Origin of the sequence: Brevundimonas vesicularis (genome assembly GCF_027105095.1) — a bacterium.
GTDB classification, from domain to species: domain Bacteria; phylum Pseudomonadota; class Alphaproteobacteria; order Caulobacterales; family Caulobacteraceae; genus Brevundimonas; species Brevundimonas vesicularis_E.
Genome location: NZ_CP114278.1, coordinates 921946 through 937520, shown reverse-complemented (window position 1 = coordinate 937520; position 15575 = coordinate 921946). Strand labels below are relative to the sequence as shown.

The window sequence follows — 15575 nt, the reverse complement described above, 5'->3', positions numbered from 1 at the left end:
GTCGCGGCGCCTTGTGCGTCAGAGCTCGGTCCAGCGCCGCAGCAGATTGTGATAGACGCCGGTCAGTTCGATCACCGCCTGATCCTTCGGTCCCCTCTCGGTCGCCACGCGCTGGGTGGCGATGTCCAGACGGAACAGGGTCTCGCGATCGGAGTCATCGCGGACTAGGCTCTGCATCCACATGAAGGACGACACCCGCGCCCCACGCGTCACCGGCGTGACCCGGTGCAGGCTCTTGGACGGATAGAGGACCAGATCGCCAGCCGGCAGCTTGATCGCCTGCGACCCGTACATCTCCTCGATGATCAGCTCGCCGCCGTCGTAGTCCTCGGGCTCGGACAGGAACAAGGTCGCCGACAGGTCGCTGCGAATGCGCATCGCCCCGCCGGTGCGGGACTGGCGGATGGCGTTGTCGACGTGCAGGCCGAACTCACCCCCGCCCTCGTACCGATTGAATAGAGGCGGAAAGATCGTGTGCGGCAGGGCCGCCGCCACGAACATCGGATTGGCGTTCAGCGCCTGGACTACAAGTGCCGAGACCTCTTTCGCTACATCCGACTCTTCGGGCAGTTGAAGGTTCTTCTTCGCCGTCGCCGATTGATGGCCCGAGGTGGCGTTGCCGTCCGCCCACGGCCCGGCGTCCAGCCGCGCACGCAGAGCCGCGACCTCGGCCTTGGAGAAGACTTCCGGAATCTGCAGCAGCACGGGCGTTCTCGCTGAAAGACGAAACGGCCCCGCGGGTGGATCGCGGGACCGTCAAACTAGGCCGGGGAAAAGGCCTTTAGAAGCGCAGGTTCAGCGCAAGGATAGCCTGGCGACCTGCGGCCACGTCGGCGTGGTGAACGCCATTGGTGCGCATGATGTATTCCTCGTCCGTCGCATTCTTGACGTTCAGCTGAAGCGTCGCGCGATCCGTCAGATCATAGGCGGCGAAGGCGTCCACGCGGGTCCATTCGGGCGCATAGATGCGGTTGTTCCCGCCGCCCGCGCCGCCCTGGTTCCCGCCCAGAGATTTGGACGTGTAGTAGACGCCGCCGCCGACCGTCAGCCGGGGCAGAACACGATAGGTGGTGAACAGGCTGGCGCTGTGCTTGGGCGTGTTGGCCAGCGGCAGGCCTTGCAGCGGATTGACGATGGCGATCGGCGGCGTGCCCGACACGACCACGGCCGCCTTGGTCAGTTCGGAGTCCATGTAGGTATAGCCGCCGAACACGGTCCACTTCGGCGTGATGCTGCCCGACACGCCCAGCTCGAACCCGTTGACCTCGGCCTCGCCTTCCTGACGGAAGATGTTGGGCTCAACCAGGATCAGGGCGTTCTTGCGGGTCAGATGGAAGGCGGCCGCCGACAGGGCGAGACGGTCGTTCAAGACATTGGCCTTGGCGCCGACCTCGAAGCTTTCGGTGTCTTCCGGCTCCAGAACGGTGTTGGCGACGCCATTGACCGTGCCCGTACCGCCCGAGGCGTTCTGGTCGCCCGCCGAAATGGTCGGCGGCGTCGAAGAGGTCGACCAGGACGCATAGACGCTGCTGTTCTGCGTCGGCTTGAACACCAGACCGACCTGATAGTTGGTGAACTCCCAGGTCTGTTCCGGAACGGCCGTATAGCCCGTGACATTCCAGACGCCAGCCGTGGACGAAGGCGAACCCAAAACGGCATTGCCCCCCTTGACCGAATATCGGTCCCAGCGAACGCCCAGGTTCAGGATCAGTCGCTCGGTCAGGGTGATGCTGTCGTTCGCATAGACGCCGATGGCCTCGGTCGTGTTGGAGCTGGTGGGGCCGCGATTGATCACGCCGGTCCAAGCGTCATCGGGGTTTGGGTTATAGACCGGGGTGCAGTCGCCGGCGCCCGAAGCGCCTGTGGCGGTCGGATAGGTTCCCGACACCGTCGTCAGACCGGTCGGACAAGCCGAGCCCGAGGTGGTGTAGGTCGAATAGGAGGCGTTCCTGTTGTGCTCGCGCGACAGCTCCACGCCGACGTCATAGCTGTGCTTGATCGAACCGGTGGCGAACTGGCCGAAGACATCCGTCACATTGGCCAAGGTGGTGACCGGGTTCCAACGGGTCTTGGTGCCCCGCTTCATCCAGTAGGTCCCGTCCGCCGCCCGTCCAACATAGCCGCCGTCGCCGGGGTTGGTGACGATGTAGTCGTTCAGCGTCTGCGAATAGCGGCTGACGTTGCGGATCGTGGCGAAATCGTTGAGGCGATGCTCGGCCTTGAAGGTGAAGGTATCCACCTCATTGGTCAGGTAGTCGCGCGCCTTCAGCCCATAGAAGCTGTCGTAGGGCACATCCAGAACGCCGCTGTCGGTCGTGCGCGACTGGATCTTGGTGAACAGCGGAATGCCGTAGTCGGGCATCTGGTCGCTGGTCAGGTGGTAGTAGCTGAAGACCATCGACGACGGCGTGCCCAGGCCGGCGCCCAGGCTGATGGCCGCACCCCATTTGTCGTAATCGACGGCGTCGCGGCCGGGCACGTCGCCCTGGGCGCCCATCAGGTTGATGCGCAGGGCGGCGGTCTCGCCCAGTGGCAGGTTCGCGTCGACCGTGCCGCGCAGATAGCCGTCGGTGCCCGCGCCCGCGCTGACATTGGTGAAGGCGTTCAGCTTGGGCGATTTGGAGGCCAGATTGATGCTGCCGCCGCCCGAGCCGCGTCCCGAATAGACGGCGTCCGGCCCCTTGATGACCTCGACCTGTTCCAGGTTGAAGACCTCGCGCTGCTGCCCGCCCGTGTCGCGAATGCCGTCCACGAAGATGTTGTTGCCCGACGACTGACCCCGGATGAAGGGACGATCGGCCAAGGGCTGACCGCCCTCGCCTGCCCCGAAAGTGATGCCGGGGGAGTTGGACAGCAGGTCCTGTAAGGACGAGGCCGAGGTCTGTTCGATGATGGCCTGGGGGATGACCGTCACGGCGCGCGGCGTGTCCACCAGGGGCGCGACGAACTCGGGGCTGACAGGGGCCGGCTTCTTGAACTGACCGTTGACGTCGATCGTGCCCAGATTGGCGGGCTGGGACTGGTCGGCCGTGACGACCACGCCGTCCTCGGCGGTCACGTCAGCGGCGATGGCGGGGGCGGCGACCAGCATGCTAGCGGCGCTGGAGGCGAACAGAAGCGAGCGGAGCGCGGCGGCGCGGGATTCGGACATAGTCTTGCGACCTTTTGGTCTGATTTTGCGATGCGCTCGCAATAACCAGCTCCACAGGAAGGCACAAGACAATTGCGAACAAATCGCAATCTTAATTAGCCGACTGCGCTGATGCTCCTCTGCGGCGCCGACGTATCCAAATCCAGCCAGGTCGGATCGGGCATGGCGCGGTGGGCGGCGGCCAGGGCTTCGGACCAACGCCGGCCCAGGTCGCGGAAATAGGGATCATCCGCTTCGATGCGACGCGCCGTGCCCGTCAACTGGTCGCGCGGCATGACGATCAGGTCCAGCGGCGGGCCGACGGCGATGTTCGAGCGGATGGTCGAATCGAACGAGATCAGCCCCAGCTTCACCGCCTCGGACAGGGAGGTGGAGCTGTGCAGGGCGCGATCCAGAATGGGCTTGCCGTACTTCAGCTCGCCGATCTGCAGATAGGGCGTATCGGGCCCGCACTCGATGAAGTTGCCCTGCCCGTAGATCAGGTAGAGCCCCATCTTGCCGCCGGCGATCTGACCGCCCAGGAGCATGGAGGCGGTGACGTTCAACCCGTCGGCGGTCGGCGTCGGCGGGGTATTGATGCTGGCGCGCACGCTGGCCATCGCGTGACCCAGAAGCTGGGCGGCGCGGAACAGGGTCGGGGCGGTCTGTAGCGTTTCAAGCTCGGTGGAGTCCGGCAGTTTGACCCCGGCTGCGACCATGGCCAGCGCCGTCTGGGTGACCGACAGATTGCCCGCCGTCGCGACAGCCAGAATCCGCTCGCCCGGCGACTGGTAGATGTGGAGTTTGCGATAGGACGAGATGTTGTCCACGCCCGCATTGGTGCGTGTGTCGGCGATCATCGCCAACCCGTCGTCCACCAGCATGCCTACGCAATAGGTCACTTCGCTCTATTCGCTCCCCGCGTTGCGAATCCCCAGACGCTAACAGATTCGCGCGTCATGCCTATCGGGGCCATCCGCTGGATTGCAGTTGTTGCTGGCTCTGTTGCACCGGCCGCACATTCAGGGCGACAGTCAGTTGCTCCTGGCCGCCGCCATAGCTTGTGCCCCGGATCGGGGTGGCGCCCCGCGCGTCCAGGCCGACCGCGACCCGGACATAGTGTTCGGTCGGGCAGATGCCGTTGGCCGGATCGAACCCGACCCAGCCCAGATTCTCGACCCAGGCCTCGGCCCAGGCATGGGCGGCGTCCTGATCGTGGCGTCCGTCCTGACGGCTGAGGTGGCCCGAGACATAGCGGGCCGGCACGCCCAGCAGGCGTGCGGCCGAGATGAAGATCTGCGAATGGTCCTGACAGACGCCGCGCCTCTGGGCGAAGGCCTCAGCGGCGGTGTGGGAGGCGGAGGTCGAGCCGACCTGGAACGCCACCGTGTCCTTCAGCGCGCCCATCAACTGATGCATCCGGCCCAGCGTCGCGCCCTCAGGGATGGAGCGGGCGAAATCGACGATACCGGCGTCGGCCTTGGTCATCGGGGTGTCGCGCAGATAGACGATGGGCGACAGGCGTTCGGCCTGCCCTTTCACGACGCCGCCCGTCTCGACGGTCGAGACCTCGCCGGTGACGCGGATGGTCAGGGCGTCGGTCGGCCGCTCGGTGTAGAGGCTGTGAACGATGTTGCCGAACGCGTCCTCGCTGCGCCGCAGCCGGGCGTCCACATCGGTTTCGATCCGCCAGTCGCGGACCTGCTGGCTCTCACACGACTTGGGCGTCAGGCGCAGCATCTGGACGATGAAGCGCGCAGGCCGGGCGTAGGCGTAGCGGGTGGAGTGATCGATCCGGATCCGCATGGTCAGACCAGATACTGTTCGTGGACGGCCGCGGCCAGGGCGTTGTTCTCATTCAGGAAGCCCTGAATGTATTCGTGCAGGCCGGACTGGAAGATGTCCTCGATCTTGGCCTCGTTGAACTGGCTGAGGCGGTTGGAGGCCAGTCGCTGCGCCGGTCCGCGTCTTCCGTAATCGGTCGCCAGCTTCTCCAGATAGCTGACGATCATGCCCTGACATGAGGCCAGCGAGCGCGGCATCTGGCGGTTCAGCACCAGCAGGTCCGCCACCAGCCAAGGCCGCACGCTTTCGCGGTAAACCCAGCGATAGGCGGTCAATGCCGAAACCTCGCGCAGAAGGGTGGTCCACTGGAAGTAGTCCAGTTGCCCGCCCACCCGTTCGCCGGGCGGCAGCAGCAGGTGATATTTCACGTCCAGCAGGCGTGCGGTGTTGTCGGCTCGCTCGATCGCCATGCCCAGCCGCAGGAACCAGTAGGCGTCATTCCTCAGCATGGTCCGCGACGAGGCGCCTTCGACCGCTAGGGACGTTGATTTCACGAAGTCGAGGAAGTTGGTGAAGTCGTCGCGCTTGGTCGGTTCGCCCAGCTCGTTCAGACCGTTCCAGGCGCCGTTGATCGCCTCCCACAGTTCGATGGTCAGGGCGGTGCGCACCGAGCGCGCATTGGTCCGCGCCTTGGTGATGCAGGCCTTGATCGAGGTCGGATTGTCGAAGCCGAAGGCTAGATATTCCCGCACGGACTTTTCCGACACGGTCCGGCCGGTCGCATCAAAGCCCGCCTTCACCCCCGACGAGGCGATGGCCCCCGCCCAGGCGGTGACGGCGGCCTGATCCTTGGCCGGCAGGGCGGCGAGACGGATCGCCGCCTCTAGAATTCGGGCGAGGAAGTCCGCCCGCTCCATATAGCGGCCGGTCCAGTAGAGGCTGTCTGCGGTGCGTGAAAGCATCAGTTGTCCAGCACCCAGGTGTCCTTGGTTCCGCCGCCCTGGCTGGAGTTCACCACCAGCGACCCTTCCTTCAGCGCCACCCGCGTCAGACCGCCGGGCGCGACGCGCACGCCGGCCGGGCTGGACAGGACGAAGGGCCGAAGATCGACGTGGCGGGGCGACAGGGCGCCGCCGTTCAGCGTCGGAGCCGTCGACAGGCTCAGCGTCGGCTGGGCGATGAAGTCGTCGGGATCGGCGATCAGCTTGGCGCGGAAATCCTCGATCTCGGCCTTGGTCGAGGTCGGCCCGACCAGCATGCCGTAGCCGCCCGATCCGCCGACTTCCTTGACCACCAGTTCCGGCAGCTTATCCAGCACTTCCTTCAGGGCGTCCGGCTCGCGACAGCGCCAGGTCGGCACGTTCTGCAGGATCGCATCCTCGCCCGTGAAGAAGCGGATGATTTCGGGCATGTAGGTATAGACGGCCTTGTCGTCGGCCACGCCCGTCCCGACCGCATTGGCTAGGGTCACCCGTCCAGCGAAATAGGCCGACATCAACCCCGGCACCCCGATGGTAGAGTTGGGCATGAAGGTCAGGGGATCGAGGAAGTCGTCATCGATGCGGCGATAGATAACATCGACGCGCTTGGGCCCCTCGGTCGTGCGCATGAAGACAGTGTCGTCATTGACGAACAGGTCCGTGCCCTGAACCAGCTCGACGCCCAGCTTGTCGGCCAGGAAGCTGTGCTCGTAGTAGGCCGAGTTGAAGGGGCCAGGCGTCAGCACGACGATGGTCGGGTCCGCCCCCGCCCCTGCCGGCGCGGACGCCTGCAACGAGCGCAACAGCATATCGGTGTAGATCTCGACGGGTCGCACGGCGTGTTCCGCGAACAGGTCCGGGAACAGCCGCATCATCATCTCGCGGTTCTCCAGCATATAGGAGACGCCCGACGGCGTGCGGCAGTTGTCTTCGAGTACGTAGAAGCCGTCCTCGCCGGTGCGCACCAGATCCACGCCCGAGATATGGCACCAGACGTCGCCCGGTGGACGACGCCCCTGCATCTCCGGCCGATAGTGCGGATTGGTCAGGATCAGATCGGCCGGGACAATGCCCGCCTTGATGCAGTCCTGCGGCCCATAGATGTCTTTGAGGAAGGCGTTTATGGCGGTGACGCGCTGCTTCAGCCCCTTTTCCAGACCGCCCCACTCGTCCGCACCGATGATGCGCGGCACGACATCGAAGGGGATCAGCCGCTCGTTGGATTCCTCGTCGCCATAGACGGCGAAGGTCACGCCCATGCGACGGAAGAACAGCTCCGCCTGGCGCGAGCGCGCTTGCAGCAGATCGGCCGGCGCGTTTTCCAGCCAAGCCGCCAGCGTCTTGTAGCTGTCGCGGATCGCACCCGATCCGCCGCCATTCATTTCGTCGAAAGCTCTCGTCATCCGCCCCCGCCGCGTTGAAGTCGCAGCTTGAACGGTCACGAACGTAAAGCGCAACAGTTTTGTTGCACTGCGGCGACGCCTTATCCGACGGCCACCGCCTTCATCGACACCGCCGGATCGGCCAGCTTGTCCACGTCCACAGGCGTCGCCTTGGCGATCAACTGTTTGCCGGCCATGAACTCGGGTGGGGCGTTGACGGCCTCGACGCAGACGATGCGGTCGCCGTTCAGATGAAAGACCGCAAAGCCCGACGCCGTCGGGTCGCCACGCACCACCTGTCTGTCGGCGTCGAGCGGCAGGCCCGCGATCTGAAGCTTGACGTCATACTGGTCCGACCAGAACCAGGGCACTTCCGGCGTCGGTCCGGCCCGTCCGACGATGGCCGCGGCCGCCTGTTTGGCCTGCTCCAGGGCGTTGGGCACGCTTTCCAGCCGATGATGCACGCCGCCGTGGACCGGAATGGGCCGCCGCGTCATGTCGCCGATGGCGAAGATCGCCGGGTCGCTGGTCCGCGCCTCGGCGTCCACCACCACGCCGTCGTCGCAGGTCAGCCCGGCCGACCGCGCCAGGGCGTCGCAAGCCAGGGCGCCGACTCCCACCAACACCGCATCCGCCCACACCACCGATCCGCCGGCCAGGCTCACGCCGTCGCGGGCCACGGCGATCACCTCCGCGTCGGTCAGGATTTCGACGCCGTGCGCCCGGTGCTGCGCCGTGAAGAAGGCCGACAGGGTCTCGGACGCCACCCGCGCCAGCACGCGCGGCGCCCGCTCGATCACCACCGCCTCGGCGCCCAGGGCTCGCGCCGACGCCGCCGCCTCCAGCCCCACATAGCCGCCGCCGACCACCGCCAGACGCTTGCCGGGCCCGAGGACGGCCTTCAGCCGCTCGGCGTCCTTCATCGTACGCAGTTCCAGCAGATCGGGATGGTCCCCGCCCGGGACCGGCAGTTTGCGCGCCGTCGATCCGGTCGCCAGCACGAGAATGTCGTAGGTCTCGGACGAACCGTCATCGAAGACGACCGTCTTCGCTGCCGGATCCACCGCCACGGCGACCATCGAGGGCCGGAAGTCGATGTTCTGCTCGGCGTAGAAACTCAGAGGCCGCAGCAGCAGCGCCTCCAGATCCGCCTCTCCCTTCAGCCAGGCTTTGGAAAGCGGCGGCCGCTGATACGGCGGCGCATCCTCCTCGCCCACCAGCACGATGGGGCCTTCATGCCCATACTGCCGCAAGAAGGCCGCGACAGAGCCGCCCGCGTGCCCGGCGCCGATGATGAGAACCTTGGTCATGGGACGCATTTAGAGTGGCGAGTGGCAGGTGGCGAGTGGCGAGCACGCGGCGGATGCCCAGTTTATCTTGCCACTCATCAGTCGCCACTCGCCACTCGACAGCCTCTTGACCGTTCCAGCGTTACAGCATAGTGGAACACGCATGACACCCCCGCCCGCCCGTGACGACCTGCATGACGCCCTGCTGTCGATGCAGACGCGCGCCGAGATCGACGCCTTTCTGGCCGATCTTTGCACGCCTGCGGAACTGCGCGCCTTCTCCGAGCGCTGGCAGGTCGCGCGCCTGCTCGACGCCGGCGGCAAATCCTATCGCGAGATCGCCGCCGAGGCCCATGCCAGCCCCACCACCGTCGTTCGCGTCGCCCGCTATCTGAAAGACATGCCGCATCAGGGCTATCGCCTTGCCCTGGACCGCCTGAAGAACAAAAACTGAGTATCCGAACATGAGCACCGTGCAGGGCCGGCTTCGCATCGCCGTACAGAAATCCGGCCGTCTGGCCGACCGCAGCCTCGACCTGATCCGCGACGCGGGCCTGAAATGGGTGAAGGGTCACAACGACCTGCTGTACCGGGTCGAGAACTATCCGATCGACCTGCTGCGCGTCCGCGACGACGACATCCCCACCTTCGTGGCGGACGGCGTGTGCGACCTGGGCATCGTCGGCGAGAATGTGCTGGAGGAAGGAAGCAACGGCGGCCCAGACTCCAAGGAAAAGAACGCCTCGATCGTCATGCCGCTGGGTTTCGGTCGCTGCACGCTCAAGATCGCCACGCCTCCGGCGCTGGCCTATGACGGTCCGGCCTCGCTGGACGGTCTGCGTATCGCCACCTCCTATCCCAAGATCCTGCGCCGCTTCCTCGACGAACGCGGGGTCAAGGCCGACATCGTCGTGATGCGCGGGGCCGTCGAGGTCGCGCCCCGGCTGAAACTGGCCGCCGCCATCTGCGACCTGGTCTCGACCGGCGCGACGCTGGAGGCCAACGGCCTGGGGGCCAAGGATACGGTTCTGGAAAGCCAGGCCGTGCTGATTCAGTCGCCCGTCGCGCCCGAGCCGGCGTTGCAGCAGCTGTTGGACAGCGTCATCGAGCGGATGGCGGGCGTCGTGTCCTCTCAGGGCGCCAAATACGTCATGCTGAACGCCCCGCGCTCGGCGCTGGACGAAATTACCGCGATCCTGCCCGGCGCAGGCTCGCCCACGGTCATGCCCCTGATGGGTCGCGACGATGCGGTCGCCGTCCACGCCGTCTGCCAGGAAGCCGTCTTCTGGGAGACCTTGGAGAAGCTGAAGGCCGCCGGCGCCTCGGCCATTCTGGTCCTGCCGATCGAGAAGATGATGTGATGAAACGCATCGACTGGTCTTCCCTCGACGCCGCCGAAAAGACGGCCGCCCTGGCCCGCCCGGCCCAACGCACCGCCGGCGACGTGACCGAGATCGTCCGCACCATCCTGGACGATGTGCGCCAGCGCGGCGGCGAGGCCGTGACCGACTGGTGCCTGAAGCTGGACAAGGCTCCGCCCCATCGCATCGCCATCACGCCCGAGGCTGTCGCCGAGGCGCGTAACGCCCTGCCGCCCGGCGACGTGCGCGCCCTGCGCATGGCGGCCGACAATGTGCGCGTCTTCCACCAGGCGACCCGGCCCGAGGACACCCCCCTCATCGAGACGACGCCCGGAGTACGGTCCAAACTGGCCTGGCGTCCCATCGCCTCGGCCGGCCTCTATATTCCCGGCGGCACCGCGCCGCTGTTTTCGTCGCTGCTGATGCTGGCCATTCCGGCCGGCGTCGCGGGCGTAGGCCAGCGCATCGCCGTGACGCCGCCGAACAAGGACGGCGGCATCCACCCCGCCATGATCCTGGCCGCCGCAGAGGCGGAGTTGGACGCCATCTGGCTGATGGGCGGCGCCCAGGCCATCGCGGCCCTGACCTTTGGCGTCGAACTGGAGGACGGGGTCATTCCCGCCTGCGACAAGCTGTTCGGACCCGGCAACGCCTATGTGGCCGAGGCCAAGAAGCAGGCCTCCGCCCTGCCGGGCGGCCCCGCCGTCGATATGCCGGCCGGCCCGTCGGAGTTGATGGTCATCGTCGATCGCGACGCCGCGCCCGAGATCGCCGCCGCCGACCTGCTGAGCCAGGCCGAACACGATGCGGATGCGCAGGTTCTGCTGGTCTCGACCAGCCGCGCCACCATCGACTACATCCTGAGCGAGGTCGAGGTGCAGGTCGCAACCCTGCCCCGCGAAGCCATCGCCCGCACCTCTCTGAACGAGGCCCGCGCCATCCTGGTCCGCGACCTCGACACCGCCGCAGAAGTCGCCAACCTCTATGGCCCCGAACACCTGGCCATCCAGATCGACGATCCCGAGCCGCTGGTCGATTCGATCAAGGCCGCCGGGGCCGTTTTCGTCGGCCGGTTCGCCGCCGAGACGCTGGGAGATTACGCCGCCGGTCCCAGCCACGTCCTGCCGACCGACGGCGGCGCCCGCACACTGGGCGGCGTCACCACCGCCAGCTTCATGACCACCATGTCGGTCCAGCTGGTGACCGAGGGCGGCGCCCGTCAGCTGGCCCCCATCGCCGCCCGCCTGGCCCGGATGGAAGGCCTGGAAGCCCACGCCCGCGCCGCCGATTTGAGGAGCGAGGGATGAGCGTGATCTATCTGATCCTCCCCCGCAACGCGGGGGAGGGGGACCGCGAAGCGGTGGAGGGGGCGACCCCAGACACGGTGTGTGGCTCCGCCCCCTCCACCACCCTTCGGGCGGTCCCCCTCCCCCGTTCCGCTTCGCTTCTCGGTGGAGGATCACTTTGACCCTGCCCGCTCCCTATCCGCCGCTGGTTTCCGGCGGCGAAGGTCTGGATCGCTATCCCGACGACGCCTCAGCCCTCGCCGTCCGCATGGCCGCCGTCTATGGCGTGCCTGCCGACCAGGTGCTGCCGGTGCGCGGCCTGACCCACGGGTTGGAACTGGCCTATCGTCTCGCCGCCCACGACGGGGGTTCGGTCGAGGCCCCGAAGGCCGAGCCCTACGACAGCCTGGCCGCCATCTATCCGAACAAGGGCGAACCTGCCGTCGTCGTGATCCGAGCGCTTGGCTCGCCCGAAGCCGTCGCCGAAATGGCCGCCCGCGTCTCCCCCGCCCTGCTGATGGTGGACGAGGGGCTGATTGAGTTCTCCGACAGCGTCTCGGCCGTGACCGTCGTCACCGATCAACCGAACCTGGTCGTGCTGCGCAGCCTGTCTTTGGCCTATGGCTTGGCCGGCGCCCGCGTCGGCGCCGCGATCGCCCAAGCCCAGACCCTGGCGCGTCTGGCGTCGGTGCTGGAACCCTACGCCCTGCCCGAACCGCTGGTGCGGCTGGCGATTCAGGCGCTCGATCCGTCGCGGATGATCGAGACCGCCGAGCGGATCGCCTCGGTCCGGCGCGAGCGCGAACGGGTCGTGCGCGAACTGAGTCGCCAGATGCCGGTCGAACCGGGCGTCGGTCCCATCATCATGGCTCGCCCAGAGGAGCCCGCCGCCGCCCTGGCTGGTCTGAAAGCCTACGGCGTCGAGGCCGATCTGTCCGGCGAGCGTCTGCGCCTGCCGATCTCGATCAAGTCCGAGGTCAACGACCGGCTGCTCGCCGCCTTTGGCCTGACGCCCGCCAAGCGCCGCCCGGCGCGCGTTGGTCAGGCGGTGCGCGACACCAAGGAAACCCGGATCGTCTGCGTCGTCGATCTGGATGCGCCCGGTCCGGTGAAGATCGAGACCGGCGTCGGCTTCTTCGATCACATGCTGGAGCAGATCGCGGCCCACGGCGGCTTCTCGCTGCGTCTGCAATGCGAAGGCGACCTGCACACCGATCCGCACCACACGATCGAGGACAGCGCCATCGCCCTGGGGCAAGCGTTGAAACAGGCGTTGGGCGAGCGCAAGGGCATCGCCCGCTACGGCTTCGTCCTGCCGATGGACGAGGCGAATGCGACCGTCTCGATCGATCTTTCCGGCCGCCCGTATCCGCTGTTCGAGGGCACGTTCGAGACCCCCTTCATCGGCGAATACCGCACCGACCTGACCGCCCACGTCTTCCGGTCTCTGGCCGAGGCCATGGGCGCGGCCGTGCACATCAAGGTCACGGGCCAGGACGACCACCACAAGACCGAAGCCGTCTATAAGGCGTTCGGCCGCGCCCTGCGCCAGGCCATCCGCGTCGAGGGCGACGCCGTGCCGTCCACTAAAGGTGTTCTGTGACCGAGGTGGCCGTCATCGCCTACGGCACCGGCAACGTCGCCTCTGTCCAGTTCGCGCTGGAGCGGCTGGGCGCGACCGTGCGCCTGACCGACGATCCGACCGTGATCGCCGAGGCTGAACGGGTGATCCTGCCGGGCGTCGGCGCGGCCGGATACGCCATGAAGCGCCTGTCGGACCTGGGTCTGATCGCGACGATCCGCGCCTTCCCACGCCCCCTGCTGGGTGTGTGCCTGGGTCAGCAACTGCTGTTCGGATCGAGCGACGAAGGCGACGGCGTCGATCTGCTGGGCCTCATTCCCGGCGCGGTGACCCGGCTGAAGCCTGCGGGCGATCTACCGGTGCCGCACATGGGCTGGAGCCGGTTGACGCGCGACCGCGACGACCCCTTGCTGGAGGGCGTCGCCGACGGCGCCTACGCCTATTTCGTTCACGGCTACGTCTGCCCTGACGGGCCCGCCACCTTGGCCCGCGCCGACTATGGCGGCGTCGTTCCGGCTGTGGTTCGATCCGCCAACCGCTGGGGCTGCCAGTTCCACCCCGAACGCTCGGCCGAGGCCGGGGCGACCATCCTCAAGAATTTTCTGAGTTTGTCATGCTGATCTACCCCGCCATCGACCTGAAGGACGGCGTCTGCGTGCGCCTGATGCATGGCGACTTCGCCCAGGTGACGCATTACGACCAGCAGCCGGCCGCCCGCCTGACGACCTTTGCGGCCGAGGGCGCGGAGTGGATTCACATCGTCGATCTGGACGGAGCCGAGGCGGGCGAGGCGCGTCAGCATGCTCTGATCGGTGAACTGACCCAAGCCATCGACGTCAAGGTCCAGTCGGGCGGCGGCGTGCGCAGCGCCGACGATGTGAAAAAGCTGCTGGACGCCGGCGTGTCGCGCGTCGTCGTAGGCTCCTTGGCGGTGACCCAACCTGAGACGGTGGCGACTTGGTTGGAAACCTTCGGCGTCGAGCGCATCACCCTGGCCCTGGACGTCAAGATCGAGGACGGCGTGCCGGTGCCTGCACTGAAGGGATGGACCCAGTCCTCGGGCATGACGCTCTGGGAGGCGTTGGATCGCTATCCCAAGGGGACGGCCAAACACCTGCTGGTGACCGACGTCGGTCGCGACGGCGCCCTGACCGGGCCGAACCTGGATCTACTGGCCGAAATCCGCAGCCGTCGGCCGGATCTGGTGTTGCAGGCCTCGGGCGGCGTTTCCTCGCTGGACGATATCGCTGCGGTGAAGGCGCTGGGCTGTCACGGGGCCATCGTCGGACGCGCGCACTACGAGAACTGCTTCACCCTGCCCGAGGCGATCGCGGCGGCCAAACGCTCGTGACGGCGCGGCGGATCATTCCCTGCCTGGACGTGAAGGACGGCCGGGTGGTCAAGGGCGTGAAATTCGTCGGCCATACGGACATGGGCGACGCGGCGGTGCTGGCCGCGCGCTATCGCGACGCAGGCGCCGACGAACTGGTCTTCTACGACATCACCGCCAGTCCAGAGGGCCGGACGCTGGACTACGGCTGGATCAAGGACATCGCCCGACTGCTAGACATTCCTTTCTGCGTCGCCGGCGGCATTCGCAGCGTGGACCAGGCGGCGCGCTGTCTGGACCACGGAGCGGACAAGGTCTCGATCAACTCCCCGGCCTTGGAACGGCCCGAACTGATCGCCGAGATGGCGGCGCGGCTGGGCAGCCAATGCGTCGTAGTCGGCGTCGACAGCCGGTTCGAAGACGGCGATTGGGTGGTCCACAAATATACCGGCGACCCCGATGCACGGCGTCATGCCGGCAAACGCACCTTGGACTGGCTGGACGAGGCGCAGAGCCTGGGCGCCGGCGAGATCGTGCTGAACTGCATCGATCAGGACGGGGTTCGGCGCGGCTATGACATCGAGCAACTGTCCGCTGCGCGCGCGCGCCTGACCATTCCCCTGATCGCCTCGGGCGGCGCCGGCGCGCCCGAGCATTTCAAGGCTGTGTTCGAGCAGGCCGACGTCTCCGGCGCCCTGGCCGCCAGCGTCTTCCACACCGGCGCCATCGCCATTCCGGACCTGAAACAATACCTGGCCGACGAAGGCCTGGAGATGAGACTGTGATCGACCCGAACACCATCGACTTCGCCAAGGGCGCCGGCCTGGTCCCCGTCGTGGTGCAGGACGCCGCCACGCTGCAGGTCCTGACCCTGGCCTATATGGATCGCGCGGCGCTGGACGAGACGATCGCATCCTGCGAGGCCACCTTTTTCTCCCGCTCGCGCGGGGGGCGTTGGAGGAAGGGCGAGACGTCGGGCGACCGACTTCACGTCGTTTCCATCACGGCCGACTGCGACGCCGACGCCATCGTGTTGGGCGTCAGGCCGGTCGGAAACGCCTGCCACCTGAACCGGACGAGCTGTTTCGGAAAGGCCGACGCGCCGGGCCTGGGTCGGATCGCCCGGCTGGAACGGACCATCGCCGAACGGGCAGCCGCCGATCCGTCCGAAAGCTGGACCGCCCGACTGCTCGCACAGGGGCCCAAACGCATCGCCCAGAAGGTCGGCGAGGAGGGCGTAGAGACCGCTCTGGCCGGCGTCGCCGGCCCGGACGAGGAACTCGCCAGCGAGGCTGCGGATTTGATCTATCACCTGCTCGTTCTTCTCCATGCCCGTAACATGGTGTTTCAGGACGTGCTGGACGTGTTGGCCTCGCGAGCGGAAGCGGCCAAAGACAGCGGCTAGACCGTAAAGGCGTGCGTCCCGACAAATGGGATCATCGAGGGACAA

General features: G+C 66.8%; 15 protein-coding genes. 8 read left to right on the top strand and 7 right to left on the bottom strand.

What is annotated here, in order from left to right; translation table 11 throughout:
* Positions 1-18: 18 nt before the first annotated feature.
* The 7 genes from O2K97_RS04580 to O2K97_RS04550 all read right to left on the bottom strand — a co-directional run bounded on the left by O2K97_RS04580 (position 19) and on the right by O2K97_RS04550 (position 8587).
* On the bottom strand, positions 19-705 hold the full coding sequence (locus O2K97_RS04580) for a Fe2+-dependent dioxygenase (protein ID WP_269220630.1): 687 nt from the start codon (positions 703-705) through the stop codon (positions 19-21).
* A 76-nt stretch (positions 706-781) separates the two neighbouring features.
* A complete protein-coding gene (locus tag O2K97_RS04575) occupies positions 782-3151 on the bottom strand; it encodes a TonB-dependent receptor (RefSeq protein ID WP_269220629.1) in 2370 nt (789 codons plus the stop codon).
* A gap of 95 nt (positions 3152-3246) precedes the next feature.
* Positions 3247-4032 (bottom strand): peptidase, encoded by a 786-nt coding sequence (locus O2K97_RS04570; protein ID WP_269220628.1) that lies wholly within the window; start codon positions 4030-4032, stop codon positions 3247-3249.
* Between the two features lie 61 nt (positions 4033-4093).
* Positions 4094-4936: a transglutaminase family protein gene (locus tag O2K97_RS04565; RefSeq protein WP_269220627.1), complete on the bottom strand. Its 843-nt coding sequence runs from the start codon at positions 4934-4936 to the stop codon at positions 4094-4096.
* A gap of 2 nt (positions 4937-4938) precedes the next feature.
* The gene (locus O2K97_RS04560) at positions 4939-5877 is read right to left on the bottom strand and encodes an alpha-E domain-containing protein (protein WP_039244207.1); all 939 of its coding nucleotides are present in this window, start codon (positions 5875-5877) and stop codon (positions 4939-4941) included.
* Complete coding sequence (locus O2K97_RS04555; RefSeq protein WP_017504409.1) at positions 5877-7298, bottom strand: circularly permuted type 2 ATP-grasp protein; 1422 nt, start codon at positions 7296-7298, stop codon at positions 5877-5879. Before O2K97_RS04555 ends, O2K97_RS04560 begins: the two co-directional genes overlap by 1 nt.
* An 80-nt stretch (positions 7299-7378) precedes the next feature.
* Entirely contained in the window at positions 7379-8587 is a 1209-nt protein-coding gene (locus O2K97_RS04550) for an NAD(P)/FAD-dependent oxidoreductase (RefSeq protein ID WP_269220626.1), read from the bottom strand.
* A gap of 142 nt (positions 8588-8729) precedes the next feature.
* Here O2K97_RS04550 and O2K97_RS04545 point away from each other — a divergent pair, with 142 nt between their 5' ends.
* From O2K97_RS04545 to hisIE, 8 genes are all read left to right on the top strand, one after another.
* The gene (locus tag O2K97_RS04545; protein ID WP_269220625.1) at positions 8730-9020 is read left to right on the top strand and encodes a YerC/YecD family TrpR-related protein; all 291 of its coding nucleotides are present in this window, start codon (positions 8730-8732) and stop codon (positions 9018-9020) included.
* Positions 9021-9030: 10 nt separating this feature from the next.
* On the top strand, positions 9031-9927 hold the full coding sequence (hisG, locus tag O2K97_RS04540; protein ID WP_269220624.1) for an ATP phosphoribosyltransferase: 897 nt from the start codon (positions 9031-9033) through the stop codon (positions 9925-9927).
* On the top strand, positions 9927-11234 hold the full coding sequence (gene hisD / locus O2K97_RS04535; RefSeq protein ID WP_269220623.1) for a histidinol dehydrogenase: 1308 nt from the start codon (positions 9927-9929) through the stop codon (positions 11232-11234). The genes hisG and hisD overlap by 1 nt, the downstream gene beginning before the upstream one ends.
* A gap of 157 nt (positions 11235-11391) precedes the next feature.
* Positions 11392-12816 carry an imidazoleglycerol-phosphate dehydratase HisB gene (gene hisB, locus O2K97_RS04530; protein WP_269220622.1) on the top strand — a complete coding sequence of 475 codons (1425 nt, stop codon included), beginning with the start codon at positions 11392-11394 and terminating at the stop codon, positions 12814-12816.
* Complete coding sequence (gene hisH / locus O2K97_RS04525; RefSeq protein WP_269220621.1) at positions 12813-13415, top strand: imidazole glycerol phosphate synthase subunit HisH; 603 nt, start codon at positions 12813-12815, stop codon at positions 13413-13415. Before hisB ends, hisH begins: the two co-directional genes overlap by 4 nt.
* Positions 13409-14146 (top strand): 1-(5-phosphoribosyl)-5-[(5-phosphoribosylamino)methylideneamino]imidazole-4-carboxamide isomerase, encoded by a 738-nt coding sequence (gene hisA, locus O2K97_RS04520; protein WP_269220620.1) that lies wholly within the window; start codon positions 13409-13411, stop codon positions 14144-14146. Before hisH ends, hisA begins: the two co-directional genes overlap by 7 nt.
* Positions 14143-14910, top strand: coding sequence for an imidazole glycerol phosphate synthase subunit HisF (gene hisF, locus O2K97_RS04515; RefSeq protein ID WP_269220619.1), 768 nt, complete (start codon positions 14143-14145; stop codon positions 14908-14910). The genes hisA and hisF overlap by 4 nt, the downstream gene beginning before the upstream one ends.
* Positions 14907-15530, top strand: coding sequence for a bifunctional phosphoribosyl-AMP cyclohydrolase/phosphoribosyl-ATP diphosphatase HisIE (hisIE, locus tag O2K97_RS04510; RefSeq protein ID WP_269220618.1), 624 nt, complete (start codon positions 14907-14909; stop codon positions 15528-15530). Before hisF ends, hisIE begins: the two co-directional genes overlap by 4 nt.
* Positions 15531-15575 lie beyond the last annotated feature (45 nt).

Bases quoted from the DNA above. Each gene is read 5' to 3' on its own strand.
- O2K97_RS04575 (WP_269220629.1), bottom strand. From the start codon at position 3,151: ATGTCCGAATCCCGCGCCGCCGCGCTCCGCTCGCTTCTGTTCGCCTCC.
- O2K97_RS04565 (WP_269220627.1), bottom strand. From the start codon at position 4,936: ATGCGGATCCGGATCGATCACTCCACCCGCTACGCCTACGCCCGGCCT.
- O2K97_RS04560 (WP_039244207.1), bottom strand. From the start codon at position 5,877: ATGCTTTCACGCACCGCAGACAGCCTCTACTGGACCGGCCGCTATATG.
- O2K97_RS04555 (WP_017504409.1), bottom strand. From the start codon at position 7,298: ATGACGAGAGCTTTCGACGAAATGAATGGCGGCGGATCGGGTGCGATC.
- O2K97_RS04550 (WP_269220626.1), bottom strand. From the start codon at position 8,587: ATGACCAAGGTTCTCATCATCGGCGCCGGGCACGCGGGCGGCTCTGTC.
- O2K97_RS04545 (WP_269220625.1), top strand. From the start codon at position 8,730: ATGACACCCCCGCCCGCCCGTGACGACCTGCATGACGCCCTGCTGTCG.
- hisG (WP_269220624.1), top strand. From the start codon at position 9,031: ATGAGCACCGTGCAGGGCCGGCTTCGCATCGCCGTACAGAAATCCGGC.
- hisD (WP_269220623.1), top strand. From the start codon at position 9,927: ATGAAACGCATCGACTGGTCTTCCCTCGACGCCGCCGAAAAGACGGCC.
- hisA (WP_269220620.1), top strand. From the start codon at position 13,409: ATGCTGATCTACCCCGCCATCGACCTGAAGGACGGCGTCTGCGTGCGC.